The sequence below is a fragment of the Spirosoma migulaei genome, assembly GCF_054776855.1.
Map to the genome: position 1 here is coordinate 486,570 of NZ_BAAHBG010000022.1, position 13,948 is coordinate 500,517.

Sequence of the window (13,948 nt, forward strand, 5' to 3'; positions counted from 1 at the left end):
AGTATCAGCCGCCCGATCTAAATTTCCTGAAGGGACAGGACAGGGCTGTTAAGCGCTAGTTTTTAAGCCCAAGGAGGTGTTAGGATTATAGCAAACAAACAGATCATAAGCCTATAAAACTCTGAAAGGGAACTTTCTCCAAGTACTTGCAAAGTCTCACGTTCTCTCTTGGCTATGCCGAGTGAGAACGTGAGGTTATCCCCGCAAAAAGAATGAATCGCTGGTGCGCGTGGCTGAAAAGCACGACGTGCTCGATAAGGTGTACCTGGTGATGGTGGCCGAACGCCAGCACTTTCAGATCTGGCAACGTTGATGCCTGGTCAAAATGGCCAGGCTATTTTGGTGATATTGAGCTGGCTTGAGTTATTCATGCTCTGAAGGATTCACGTAATAGCTACCTTTGCCTGAATTCTTAGAGCGGTCAATGCCTAATTGAATAGCTACTTCATTAATTCGCCGACGGCCAATCGTCAGTCGTGCCCCATTTTTCATAATTAGATAGCCTTCGATTGACGAAGCCAGAATGCAGCTATAGATATGCTCAGGATTTACCAGACTGTTTTTATGGATGCGCATAAAGTGAGGCCACTGACTAGTATACCATTTTAGTGTTCGACTGGTTAAAATATGTTTACCATCAATCAGGTAAACTGTGCTATAGTTAATGTCTCCTGATAAATAAAGCACTTTATTCGGATCAAACCTGTGCTGAACCTGAGCAGCATATACCCGTCTCATTAAGGGATTATTGAATGGAGTGGAAAAATAGAAAATGTCATATGTACGTTTCTAGATTCAATTGAGTTTTATAAAGACACAAAAAGCGCCATTACTAGGGTGTAATGGCGCTTTTAATTTTTATACTGTACTACTCATCAATAGTTTACACACATCACCTTCTTAAAAACCTGCCCAGTCGACCCAAGTTTCCAAACGATCACTTCGTCTTTTGGTTGACGACGTACAGTAAGGCCACGGTGATCTCATTAGACAACTTACCATTGAACACCGACTACACGAAGAGTAAGGCAAGTGAGAGCAGCAACATAGACCAGGAGCGAGCTACCCACTTAAGTGATACAGTGGACTATTATGTTTTTTGGAAACTAAAGGGAGGCCGTATAAGATCAGAAATTGATTTCGACCTGGACTATTTCTAATTCAAACTTTCCACAAACCTGCTTTCATATATTCGTGCTGGAAAATTTTGGAAAGTTCCAAAATGCTAAAGGGCGGGGTCAAAAGAGCAAAAAAGATCAGAGATGGGGGGTAGAAACTCAAAACGGACTCATTATGAGGTCGTTTCGAGTTAATCAGGGTGCTTTCGCAATCAGGGACAAAATTGCAGGAGAGATAGGGGGAAAAAGCAAAAGCCTGCTATCTGGAGCAGGCTTTTAAGACTATAAGAGTATTTCTTGGTGCACTCGTAGGGATTCGAACCCCAAACCTCCTGATCCGTAGTCAGGTGCTCTATCCAATTGAGCTACGAATGCATTGCCAGATGGCGTTCCCGTTGATTGGGAGTGCAAAAGTAGGTAGAAAAAACGGCCCTGTCAACCTATTTCCCTAAAAAATTTGCTTTTCGCTTCATAAGAAAAGCACCAATACCTTCCATCGCATCCGCCGATCGGCCCAATAGATCCTGATTATCAGCCTCCTGATCGAGTTGATGATCGAGGTCGGAATAGAGTGATTGGTTGAGTACTTTTTTCATGGCACCAATTGCCCGAGTAGCCGCTCCGGCATAATACCCCACTACAGCATCCACAGCCGTATCCAGATCCGCCATCGGTACCGACCGACTTACCATACCTAGTTGAGCTGCTTCCGGGCCGTATACGCGTCGGCCGGTGCTGCATAGCTCAAATGCCCGTTGTGGGCCAAGAAGCCGGGGTAGAAAAAAGGTAGAGCCCGCATCGGGCATCAGACCGATGTTGACAAATATCTGACTGAAGTAGGCCTCATCGGCACAAATGATCACATCGCAGGCTAGCGCCAATGAACAACCTGCGCCAGCGGCAACGCCATTCACACGGCCAATAACAGGCTTGGGCAGGTTGCGGATGGCCCGAATCATGGGGTGGTATGTCTCTCGTAATGAATCGCCGAGGGTAAGTTGCCCACCCGAAGACGCAGCCTGGGTAACGCCTTCTTTCAGATCGGCCCCGGACGAAAAAGCTTTATCGCCCGCACCTGTAATCACCACGACCCGAACCTGCTCATCAGTACCGGCGGCTTCGATGGCTGCCGTAATGTCCCCAATCAACCCCGGACTAAGGGCATTGTAGACCTGTGGTCGGTTGAGGGTAATCCGGCAAACCGAATCGGTGACGTCGTAAAGGAGATTTTCGTACATAAGGTTGACAATTAAACACAGAGGGAACGGGGGTTTACGCAGAGAACACGAAGCCTATATCTCGGTGGCCTCTGTGCAAATCTCCGTTATCTGCGTGTTTAAAAAAAATCAGAGTAGCCAGTACACAGTCAGCACACTAACGACCAGGCCCAGTACGAATCCAGCCCCCATCTGAGCGGGTGTATGGGCATTGAGTTTTAACCGGGCACTGGCTACCAGACCCGCCAGCAGTACCAGCAAAATCAGCGAAAAGAATAAATCGGATATGCTGAACCTAAGCATGATGCTGGCAATGATCCCAACCACGCCCCCAATCCCAACGCCGTGGGCGCTAATTTGCCAGGATAGACTGATAAGACCAACCAACAAAATGGAAACCGCAATACCTCCTATCAGGATGCCAATCTCAGGCGCAACCGTCGATACAAGCTGCATCCGGAAGGTGAACAGGTAGGCCAGAAACAAATAGACACTGGCCGTCAGAAAATACGGCAACCGACGGTCCGCCAACGTATGCAGTTGCAGACTCTGGACATACCCGCTACGGAAGAGGTAATAAATCAGCAGGGAAGGCACAGCAAACGTACCAACAAAAATCAGTACGAGTAAACTAAGCCGTAATGAGCTGGAAAAAGCATCCATGCCCAACACGCTGGGCACCTGAAACAGCAACACACCGAACAGCAATGTCGGCATGAGCAACGGATGGAGAACGACCGAAAGGAAACGGGCGAGACTAGTGGTCAATGGAACAGGAATAATGGATAATGAACAATGTAGAATGAATAACGCTGTAAAAATACGCTCTATGTTTTTAGCATTTTACATTTTACATTATCCATTATTCATTATTATAACTGTTTTCTAAGCCGGGCTACCGGAATATTAAGCTGCTCGCGGTATTTGGCTACGGTTCGGCGGGCGATGTTGTAGCCCCGATCGTTCAGGATCTTCTCGAGCTTATCGTCCGATAGCGGGTGAAGCTTGGGTTCGGCATCGATCAGATCTTTCAGAATGTTTTTCACTTCGCGGCTGCTGACATCCTCACCCGTATCGGTCGAAATACCCTCCGAGAAGAAATATTTAAGCGGGTAAATCCCGAATTCGGTCTGCACCGCTTTACTATTGGCCACCCTCGATACCGTCGACACATCCATATCAATCAGGGTAGCAATGTCTTTCAGAATCATCGGCCTGAGTCGGGACTCGTCACCGTTCAGAAAGAAATCATACTGGAAGCGTACGATGGCGTTCATGGTTCGGAGCAGCGTTTGCTGGCGTTGCTTGATGGCATCAATGAACCACTTGGCCGCATCCAGTTTCTGTTTTACAAACGTGACCGTTTCTTTCAGGTTCTTGTTCTGCTTTTTGCTCTTGTCGTAAGTATCGAGCATGTCGGCAAAGGAACGGCTGATGCGTAGTTCAGGCGCATTTTTCGAGTTCAGGGTTAACTCAAGCTTACCGCCGTTGTTAGTCAGAATAAAATCAGGAACCAGGTATTGGGCGGTGCCGGATTCGCCTTCAACAGAGCCCGGTTTAGGATTCAGTTTAATAATAATATCAATGACTTTCTTGAGGGAGTCGTCGCTGATATTCAGTCGTCGCTGAATCTTGTCGTAGTGTTTCTTGGAAAATTCATCGAAGAATTCGTCGATGATCCGAATCGCCAGAATGTTATAGGGGTCAGATGCGTCTTTGCGTTGCAGTTGCAAAATCAGGCATTCCTGAAGGGTACGCGCCCCAATACCTGGCGGATCGAACGACTGGATTTTGTGCAGGATGCTTTCAATCTCTTCGGTATCGGTAAACACGTTCTGGGCAAAGGCGAGATCATTGACAATGGCCTGCAACGAACGCCGAATGTAGCCATCCGCTTCAATGCTGCCAATGAGCTGAAGACCCACAATACGCTGCTGCTCGGTCAGGTTCAGGTAGCCAAACTGTTGAAGAAGCGAATCGGTCAGGCTCGAACTAGTGGCCAATGGCATATCGCGGTCTTCTTCGGCATAATTACCATCGCCCTGCATTTTATACCCGGCATAATCTTCGTCCTTGATATAACTGTCTATATCCAGATCATCGTCCCGTTCTTTATAGTCATCTGCTTCGTCGTATGAGTCATCATCTTTTTGATCATACTCTTCATCCATGCCTTCTTCAAGAGCCGGATTAATTTCCAGTTCTTCTTCAATTCGTGTGTCTAATTCAGCCGTAGGAATCTGTAGCAGTTTAATAAACTGAATCTGCTGCGGAGATAACTTTTGCTGAAGAGATTGGGATAGGCTTAACTTCTGCATGGTGGTACTATGAGCGGTAAAATGTATCCGTAATGTTGAGCGGTTAAGTTGGATGTAAAACTGCCCCTCACAATTATCAGACCAAAATAATCAGTTTTTTGTTTTTATCGAGATAAATTTTCTGTGAGGTTTAGACATAGTACCTTCGTGGCTATGACGAATAAGCTTTACGACACTTCGCTGAGCCTACTGACCGACCTGTATCAGGTAACAATGGCCTACGGTTACTGGAAATCAGAAACGGCTGAGAAAGAAGCAGTTTTTAACCTGTACTTCCGAAAGAACCCATTCAATGGGGGGTTTACCATAGCCTGCGGGCTGGCCAATATCATCGGCTACATTACTCACTTCGGATTCTCAAAAAAAGATTTGCGCTACCTCCGCACACTGACAGGCAATGACAAAAAGCCATTGTTTGACGATGCGTTTCTGGATTATCTCGCCAATCTGAAGCTCAGCTGTAGTATCGAGGCCATTCCAGAAGGCACGGTCGTGTTCCCAAACGAGCCATTGGTACGGGTTCGCGGCCCAATTTTACAGTGTCAGCTCCTCGAAACGCCCCTGCTGAACCTCATTAACTTCGAGTCGTTGATTGCTACCAAAGCAGCTCGCTTGCGCTTAGTAGCCGATATCGATCAACTGCTGGAGTTTGGTTTACGCCGGGCGCAGGGCGTAGATGGTGGCATGACCGCCAGCCGGGCGGCTTACATTGGCGGCTGCGATGCCACCTCGAATGTGCTGGCAGGCAAACTCTACGACATTCCCGTTCGGGGCACGCACGCCCACAGTTGGGTTATGTCGTTCGATGATGAACAGCAGGCTTTTGATACTTATGCCCAGGTATTGCCCAACAACGTAACCTTGCTGGTCGATACGTACGATACCTTACAGGGCGTCCGGCACGCCATTGAAACGGGGCGAAAGCTGGAAGCCCAGGGGCATACACTGGCGGGCATCCGGCTCGATTCCGGCGATTTGGCTTATTTAAGTATTGAAGCCCGCAAACTACTGGACGAAGCCGGTTTCCAGCATACCGCCATTGTGGCCAGTAACGATCTCGATGAGACCATTATCAGCAGTTTGAAACAGCAGGGAGCAAAAATAAATACCTGGGGTGTAGGTACGAAACTCGTTACCGCCTTCGATCAGCCCGCGCTTGGTGGCGTTTATAAACTGGCAGCGCTTCAAAATGAAACAGCGGGAAATGGAGCGGCAAAATGGGCCTACAAGTTGAAGCTATCGGAGCAGGCCATTAAAATTTCGACACCGGGGATTCAGCAGGTGCGCCGATTTCGGGATGAACGGGGGTTTCTGGCCGATATGATCTACAACACAGAAGAAATGAGTGGATCGGATCGACCAACGACCATGATTGACCCGATGGACTTTACCAAGCGTCGGCGTTTTGAGGCAACGCAGTCCTACGAAGATTTATTAGTGCCTGTTTTTCAGGAGGGCAAGTGCGTCTACAATCTCCCCGACATTCATGCCGTACGGGCGCGGGTCCAAACCCAACTGGCGGGCCTTCATCCGGGTGTAAAGCGATTCGTAAACCCCCACACCTATCCGGTCGGGCTGGAAAAGAGCCTGCACGAGTTGAAAACAGAGTTGATCCTTAAACTTAGGGAGGCCAATGAAGAGCCGCGTAACGGAACGAAAGGATAGTAGGCCGTTCGCTTAATAGTAGCTGGTAACTTCTTGATTTCTTAACACTCGTCTAATCACTTTGTATCAAACTTTTCTGTTGCTTTACGACTCCTCAGACATCTCCAGACATGCAACCGATTGAATTAGTGGTATTTGACATGGCGGGCACTACCGTGACCGACCACCATGAAGTAGAGCGGTGTTTTGCCGAAGCAGCCGCTGAAACAGGCCTATTTGTTACCGACGAGCGTATTCTGGCCATGCAGGGCCTTGCCAAACGGTATGTATTTGAAACGCTTTGGAAAGAACAACTGGGCGAACACAATAGTGATATACAGCGGCAGGTTGATGTATCGTACGCAAGTTTCCAGCGCATTCTCGAAAACCATTACCTCACTCAGGGAGCAACACCCACCGAAGGCTGCCTGGATACCTTTGCCTACCTGTACGAACGGGGAATCGCCATTGCGCTCACAACCGGATTTTATCGGGTTGTAACCGATATTATTCTGGAAAAGCTCGGCTGGCTCAAAGGGCTCGATGGTCGCCGGGTTGGTACCGCAGAAAGTCTGATTCAGGTGTCCATTGCCAGTGACGAAGTGGAACGGGGTCGCCCCTACCCGCACATGATTGAGCGAGCCATGCATCTACTGGGTGTTAGTAATCCCAAAGCCGTCATAAACATCGGCGATACCCCTTCCGATTTACTATCGGGCCGGGCCGCTGGCGTAGCCCTCAATCTGGGTGTCACCAACGGTACGCACTCCCGCGATCAGTTGGAAGCCTACCCACACGATTTACTGATTAATTCGCTCCGGGAATTGCCCGCCTTGCTAGACGCTCGCGAAGTAATGACCACTCATGGATAATGCATAATGCATAATGGGTAATGCATAATGGGTAATGCACAATGGATAATGCATAATGATCGGCTTAAAATCGATTACCTGCATTATTCATTATTTATTATTCATTATTTATTATCCATTTTTCATTCTCCCTTATGACTTCTTACGATTTACTTATTGTGGGCGCAGGTGCACTCGGCACCTTCCACGCACTTCAGGCTGCTCAGGCCGGGCTACGCGTGTTGCTGCTCGAAAAAGATCGCTATCCAATTGGTGCCACGGTGCGGAATTTCGGCCAGGTGGTGCCGTCAGGGCTGGCTGGCCGGTGGTTCGACTACGGGCGACGGAGCCTGGATATCTACCGCACCATTCAACAGGAAACAGATATTACGGTACGGGCCAATGGTACGATTTATATAGCCTCCGATCCCGACGAGTGGACGCTGGCCAACGAACTCCACGACCGATACCAACGACTTGGCTATGGCAGCGAGTTACTCACGAAGGCACAGTGTCTCGACAAATACCCCAGCCTGCAACCCAACTACGTTGTGGGCGGTCTGTTCTTCCCGGATGAGCTTAGCGTAGAGCCGGAGCAGATGATTCACCGACTGATTGCCTACAGCCAACGAAAATACGGAATTGATTATCGCCCGGGTTCGGTTGTGATCGACTGCCAGCCGAACAGTTCGGGTGCGGTTGTTACGCTGAGCAATCGGGAGCATTTCCAGGCAAAACGGGTACTCATTTGCGGAGGACATGAGGTACGGTTGCTGTTCCCGGATGTACTGGCCAATGCCGGTCTGGTAGTCAGTAAGCTGCAAATGTTACTAGCTGAGCCCGTTGCTGGCTTACGCTTACCGGGTAACATCCTAACCGGTCTGAGTATTCGTCGGTACGAAGCTTTTCAGGAATGCCCGTCCTATGCCAGCCTGACAGCCCAGTATCCCGAACACCTGATCGAGCTGAAAAAGTGGGGCATCCATATCCTGTTTAAACAAGCCGTCGATGGCTCCATCATTGTGGGCGATTCGCACGAATATGCCCAGGCTACCCAGGCGGAGGATCTAGGCTATCATACGCAGGATTTTATTAACGACCTGATGCTGGCCGAGGCTCGCCGGATTGTTACCTTTCCGTTAACCATCCGAAAAACCTGGGCGGGTTTTTACAGCCAAACTAAGGCTGAAATTTTTGAGCACGCTATAGACCCAGCCATCCAGCTAATAACGGGTATTGGCGGCAAAGGCATGAGTTCCAGCGCTGGCTATGCCGAACAAAACATCAAGCAGTGGTTCGGCTAACCCAACTAGTCAGCTAAAATGACCCCGGCGGGAGTTTACTAAGCTAAGGTTTTGTGAACGGCATTGCCCTGAAATAGCTTGACACGACTCGTGTCAAGCTATTTCAGGGCAATGCCGTTTGTTGTATACAGGCCATTGTGATTCCCTAACGCCTTGATTCAACCGCAGCGGCCGTTTCGTACGGCAAACCACTCCCAGCGTTAATCAGGGCTGTTAAGTGCTATCGTCTTTACCCCCACCCCCTAAAGGGGGAGTACTCCGAAGTGGATTTTCTCCCCCTTTAGGGGGTGGGGGTAAAATAAGCCAATAAAAGAGGCTGATTAAGTAAGGAAAGTTCAGAACTTAACGGCCCTGCAGCGTTAACTCCCCAGGAGTGGATAAGTGGCGGCAATGCCCCTCTCCGTATACCTTTCAACTGCGTTAGCACCTGCTAAAAGACCCAGGGCTTTTTGACTAATTTTGGACGAAGTTTTACCTTTCTTTACTTTAGCCAGCAACTCCATTCGTTCAGTAGACATGAAGTTGACTCGATACTGACGTATGGCGCTGAGGGAATGTACCTCTAAAAGCCTAAATACCTGGCAACTTATCGTTGACGATTAGAATCAATTAACTGAAACACTCATGGTAGTAAAACAATATCTGATAATCGACGATTCGGAGCCCGATGCGTTTTACTTAAAAGGTTTGTTAAGCCGGTTCACGTTTTTTAATTTGGTTGGCATTGCGCCAACGATTGAGTCGGCGGTTCAGTTTTTGTCTTCCCAATCAATTGATCTGATCTTCCTCGATATTAGCCTTGATGGGCAATTGGGGCTAAGCCTCCTTAAAACAGGCATGACCTTACCCCCTGTAATTATTACCAGCGCTTATCCGGATTATGCCCTGGAAAGCTATGAAATTGGGAAGGCAGCTGATTATTTGTTGAAACCTTTTACGTTAGAACGGCTGCAAATTTCCCTTACGCGGGCTCTTCAATGGCAAAATCAACCAACCGTTATTGAAAAAAATGAGATTTTCTTAAAGATGGGCCGCAAAGCGCAACGCTTTGTCTTCCAATCGATTGATCACATCGAAGCGTTTGGAATTTATTCTAAAGTGTATGCAGACAATCAGATGTATCTGGTGAATGAAGGACTCGCGTTACTAATTGATCAACTACCGGCCCGCCTGTTTATTCGGGTCCATAAATCATACGTTATCAATATCAATAAAATAACAAGCTACGATCGGCATACGATCTGGTTAGGTCAAACAAAAATCCCCATTGGCCGTTCGTTTCGGCCTAGCCTGGAAGGGTTATTATCGGTATTTGATACGAATAGTAATGAAGAGCCTTAACAATGGATGTTCATGAGCAGACTCTACAAATTGCTGGCACAAGCTTACTGAACAGGTACGATCCTTGTCCGGGCGCCTTATAGCTAAACCAGTCAATCAACTTCAGGGGCAAATCAACGGCTTAAAGCATGAACTATGTCGTTCATATCAAAAAAACAGATGTTCATATCGTTTACGCATGCAGGTATCTTTACTGTTAATAAATTTACTGTGTTATTAACCTGTAAGTGCACAAAATGGACGATAAAGAACTAGCTGAGACATGCACGGATAAACCAGTCTCTGATTTCTATTCACCTGGCAATGATCAACCTGGCAGTCTCATTACATCGAATGAGCTTGAGCACTTAAAATTTAAAAATTTATTAGCTCAGTATAAAGCTAAGGTATTCGAACAACATGCCTATCTGTTTCTGTCATAACGTTAAAACCAGGTTTTACTTCGCTTTACGTTGTGATTGACTCAGTCTATGCGTTTGCTCCATTTTGTTCAGGTATTGGTTCTTCTCTGGTCGACCGCAGGAGCTCAGTCAACAAAACCACCTGTTGCTACGCTCAAAGCTCAACTGCGTGTACAGCAAAGCGACAACGCTCGTTTACAAGGGTATATAGCAATCGCCCAGTATTATTTTGACGTCGACCAATACGATAGTCTATATACATACACGAAGGAAGGACTCCGGCTGGTGAACAAGAGCCGTGATTATAGTGGCGATTTACACTATTTTTTGGCCCGCTATTATCGTCAACGTGGTTTGTATAGCCAGGCAATCACGTTTACCCGACAGGCAATCGAGTATGCCCAAACAGCCAACGCGGTTAAAAAGATCGTTGAGTTCCAGTATACGTTAGCTGTGATCTATTCAGATGCCGGTGATCTATCAAGAGCGATCGATCAGATTGGGAGGAATATAAGGTATCTGGCCACCCATGAGGATATACCGACACTCGCAGCAAATTACCTCCTGATAATTGCCCTGTACCGGGAATTGAAGAACCCCTCGCTGGAGAAAGCCTACACCCAAAAATATTTTGCCCTGGATAAACGAAACTGGCCAGCCGTTGATCGTATGTACGCATCGATACTAGAGGGGGAAATCCTGGAACAAAAAGGCCAGTTCAAGAAGGCAGAGGTGGCGTACCAGGAAAGCTTGCGGTATGCACGGCTGACAAATAGTCCCTTTAGGGTGATTGATGCGCTTGAAGTTGTAGGGATCAATTTACGCAATCAGCAGCGCTATAAGTTGGCCATCCAGCTATTTGATGCGCAATTTCGCAAGGCACGTGCGTTAAAGAGCAGAGCCGTGATGGCAAGTGCCAAACGGGAATTAGCCATGACTTATTTGGCCTCTCAACGACCCAAAGACGCCTTGCCGGAGGCTCGGTATGCCCTGTACTTATTCAGGCAAAATAAACAACCTGATGGTATCATCAACTCGCTGGGTACCTTAACGGCCGTATTGAAAGCGAATGGCCAGTATCAGGAGGCCTTAGAGATTTATGAAGAGCAACAGCACCTAAAGGAAAACACCTACTCTGAAAGAAATGCGCAGAAACTAGCCTATATGCAGGCCGTATTTGACATCGAAACAAAAGAAAAAACGATTAAACTACTACAAAAAAACGCGCAGATTAATCTACTAAAAACGCTTCGTCAACAACAACAGCTTACCCTAGCCAGGCAAACACAACTGGCCGCAGCCGCTATAATCGGGCTATTACTCACACTCATAGGCACAGTCTATTTCTTTCTGCGCAAATCCCAGCGCGCTTATTCCGCTTTAACTCATCAGCAAGCGCTTCTCCAACAAACAGCCAATGAATTGACCGAAGCGAATGCGGTCAAAAACAAACTATTTTCCCTTATTGGTCATGATTTGCGGAGTCCCCTGGCCAGTGTGAAGGTTACTATTCGACAAATCCAGGAAAACGGCGATTCATTTCAGGCCGCCCGGCTCCTGGTGGATCGTCTGGAAAGACAGGTAGATAATATGCTGGGGTTGCTGACTAACTTATTAGATTGGTCAATGATTCAGTTAAATGGCTTCCATACCTTTTCAGAATCGCTGCTTCTCTATCCACTCATTGACGAAATACTCAGTCTGGCCAGCGAGCAACTACAGCAAAAGCAGTTGACAGTCATTAATCATGTTGACAAAACGCATTCGGCAATGGTCGATAAACAGCAGTTAGGCGTGGTCGTACACAATATTCTTACGAACGCCATTAAGTTTACCCACCCAGGCGGCTATATTCGTATTCAATCAATTGGCTACGAAGACGTTGTTGAATTACAGATCCGAGATACAGGTATTGGTATGTCAGTTGAGCAGATAGCTGCTTTATCGACATGGCCAGAAGTACGCAAGGGAACAATGGGAGAAAGCGGCATAGGGCTTGGCTTACGGATCTGTCGCGAAATGCTAGCCCGTCAGGGCGGACGTTTGTCTATCGAAAGTAAATTGAATAAAGGCACTTTGGTCCGCATTCAATTACTAACCTTGCGTAATGAGCTAAAACCCGAGATGGCTTAAATTAGCGCTGGTAAACTGCCACCTTTTGACAAAAAAGCATCATTGCCCTTATGAATGAGGGAACGAAAGGCTTTTGGGAAGCTACTTATAAGCAGTGCATTGCCAAAATGATTGGCCTTTGCTATCGGTATACCTATGATCGGCAAACGGCAGAAGACTTAGCCCATGATGCGTTTTTACTAGCGATTGATAAAGCGTCAAGCTTTGAAAACAAAGGCCCTTTTGAAGCCTGGTTAAGGCGTATTGTCATCAATGTAGCCTTGCAACACGTTCGGGAGCAGAAAAAACAGAAGGACCATCAAGACAGGATAAGGACAGCGTTTCAGATTCCCTCCCTTGAATCTGACGAGGAAAGCAACTCCAATCCAGCCTATTCATTTTCAGAAACTGAACTGTTAGAGGCCATTAGCCTTCTGCCCCACCACCATCGACTGGTGTTTAATCTGTACGTATTTGATGAGTTCACCCATGCCCAGATCGGAGCCGAGTTGGGCATCAGCGAAGGGACCTCAAAGTCCCATTTGGCAAGGGCTCGCAAGAAAATTCGGGGAATCCTTACTCAGAAAGCAAACCAGCACCCGAAACGAAAGCAGTTACTACTCCTGTTGTTGCTTCCGAATCGGCTTGGCGGTATGGATCAGTTGTTCAGACGCCACTTGAACGCGTTCGAGCTACAGCCTCAACAGGCATTGCCTATTCACACTGCCAATGGTAGGGATGTTTCAGGCCTAAAAACTAAACCGTCTGTCTTTATTCCACAAATCTTAATAAAGACAGATCTGGCAGAATTAGCCCTGATGCTTACGCTAGCCATTGTTTCATACCTCCAGCTGAACGCATATAAGCCCATGAAAGCGCCAATGATAGCAGCGCCTTCTGCCAACCTGTTGGGGAATAAGGTGCAGTCAACAATGAATACAGATACTAAGCAGGTTTCTATGCCGCATCCAACTGCCACCTTTTCCAGAAATACCATCATAGCTAGAAAACAAACAGAAAATAGCGAAATGATGAAAAAGGTAAACACCCTAAATGCGCTGCTGCTTACGGGCTCAGCGCTGGCATTTGATTCAACAGCTCTATTGACTCCTTCCCAATTACCTATCCGGTTTATCAATCCGCCTGTGGTTGACAACAAGTTAACGGAAAGAGTAAGGCCGATTGGCCAAACTCAGTCGGACACTAAACCAAATTCTAAAAAAATTTTCGGTACGTTTTATGCGTCGGAGCTGTTTTGGTCGGCAGAAAACAATGAACTCTACGTCAGGGGAAAGCACGTAAAAGTTAGTCTTAACACGCAAAAATTTACGGGAAGCGGTCAATTTTCCTTCCTGAATAAAATAAGCTATTTGGTTGTCAATGGCAATCCCATGCATATAAATGACACCATACAGCTTTCGGATAAGAGCTATAGCCTGATCAAATTAACCCAGGCAGAAGCCCTGGAAAAATATGGCGATATAGCCAGGATGGGCGCGGTGGAAATAACGTTGGCGGAATAGCTCACACAAGCAACGTGGAATGCTGGCGGTAGGTCCCCTGGTACAATGAACCTGGCAAACTACCCATCAACTGTCTGTTAATTTTATGTAAAATCGGTAGAGAGCTATTCACAAACGAT

General features: G+C 47.2%; 11 protein-coding genes and 1 tRNA gene. 6 read left to right on the forward strand and 6 right to left on the reverse strand.

Going from position 1 to position 13,948, the window contains the following annotated elements; all coding sequences use genetic code 11:
* Positions 1-363 precede the first annotated feature (363 nt).
* The 5 genes from ACYVGO_RS23310 to rpoN all read right to left on the reverse strand — a co-directional run bounded on the left by ACYVGO_RS23310 (position 364) and on the right by rpoN (position 4,653).
* Positions 364-738, reverse strand: coding sequence for a LytR/AlgR family response regulator transcription factor (locus tag ACYVGO_RS23310; protein ID WP_142771725.1), 375 nt, complete (start codon positions 736-738; stop codon positions 364-366).
* 678 nt (positions 739-1,416) lie between these two features.
* A tRNA-Arg gene (locus ACYVGO_RS23315) sits at positions 1,417-1,493 on the reverse strand.
* A gap of 65 nt (positions 1,494-1,558) precedes the next feature.
* Entirely contained in the window at positions 1,559-2,356 is a 798-nt protein-coding gene (locus ACYVGO_RS23320) for an enoyl-CoA hydratase/isomerase family protein (protein ID WP_460971324.1), read from the reverse strand.
* A gap of 108 nt (positions 2,357-2,464) precedes the next feature.
* The gene (locus tag ACYVGO_RS23325) at positions 2,465-3,052 is read right to left on the reverse strand and encodes a hypothetical protein (protein ID WP_142776645.1); all 588 of its coding nucleotides are present in this window, start codon (positions 3,050-3,052) and stop codon (positions 2,465-2,467) included.
* 155 nt (positions 3,053-3,207) lie between these two features.
* Complete coding sequence (gene rpoN / locus ACYVGO_RS23330) at positions 3,208-4,653, reverse strand: RNA polymerase factor sigma-54 (protein ID WP_460971325.1); 1,446 nt, start codon at positions 4,651-4,653, stop codon at positions 3,208-3,210.
* A 153-nt stretch (positions 4,654-4,806) separates the two neighbouring features.
* Here rpoN and ACYVGO_RS23335 point away from each other — a divergent pair, with 153 nt between their 5' ends.
* The 3 genes from ACYVGO_RS23335 to ACYVGO_RS23345 all read left to right on the forward strand — a co-directional run bounded on the left by ACYVGO_RS23335 (position 4,807) and on the right by ACYVGO_RS23345 (position 8,452).
* Positions 4,807-6,318, forward strand: coding sequence for a nicotinate phosphoribosyltransferase (locus ACYVGO_RS23335; RefSeq protein WP_460971326.1), 1,512 nt, complete (start codon positions 4,807-4,809; stop codon positions 6,316-6,318).
* A 110-nt stretch (positions 6,319-6,428) separates the two neighbouring features.
* Positions 6,429-7,169, forward strand: a complete 741-nt coding sequence (locus ACYVGO_RS23340) for an HAD family hydrolase (protein WP_460971327.1) — start codon at positions 6,429-6,431, stop codon at positions 7,167-7,169.
* Between the two features lie 134 nt (positions 7,170-7,303).
* Positions 7,304-8,452 (forward strand): TIGR03364 family FAD-dependent oxidoreductase, encoded by a 1,149-nt coding sequence (locus ACYVGO_RS23345; protein WP_460971328.1) that lies wholly within the window; start codon positions 7,304-7,306, stop codon positions 8,450-8,452.
* A gap of 359 nt (positions 8,453-8,811) precedes the next feature.
* On the opposite strand, the gene ACYVGO_RS23350 is transcribed toward ACYVGO_RS23345, so the two are convergent.
* Complete coding sequence (locus tag ACYVGO_RS23350) at positions 8,812-8,970, reverse strand: hypothetical protein (RefSeq protein ID WP_460971329.1); 159 nt, start codon at positions 8,968-8,970, stop codon at positions 8,812-8,814.
* A gap of 106 nt (positions 8,971-9,076) precedes the next feature.
* Between ACYVGO_RS23350 and ACYVGO_RS23355 the strand changes: the two genes are divergently transcribed.
* The 3 genes from ACYVGO_RS23355 (at position 9,077) to ACYVGO_RS23365 (ending at position 13,829) form a co-directional block, all read left to right on the forward strand.
* Complete coding sequence (locus ACYVGO_RS23355; RefSeq protein WP_460971330.1) at positions 9,077-9,793, forward strand: LytR/AlgR family response regulator transcription factor; 717 nt, start codon at positions 9,077-9,079, stop codon at positions 9,791-9,793.
* A 470-nt stretch (positions 9,794-10,263) separates the two neighbouring features.
* A complete protein-coding gene (locus ACYVGO_RS23360) occupies positions 10,264-12,327 on the forward strand; it encodes an ATP-binding protein (RefSeq protein WP_460971331.1) in 2,064 nt (687 codons plus the stop codon).
* Positions 12,328-12,377: 50 nt separating this feature from the next.
* Entirely contained in the window at positions 12,378-13,829 is a 1,452-nt protein-coding gene (locus ACYVGO_RS23365; protein WP_460971332.1) for an RNA polymerase sigma factor, read from the forward strand.
* Positions 13,830-13,948: the final 119 nt, after the last annotated feature.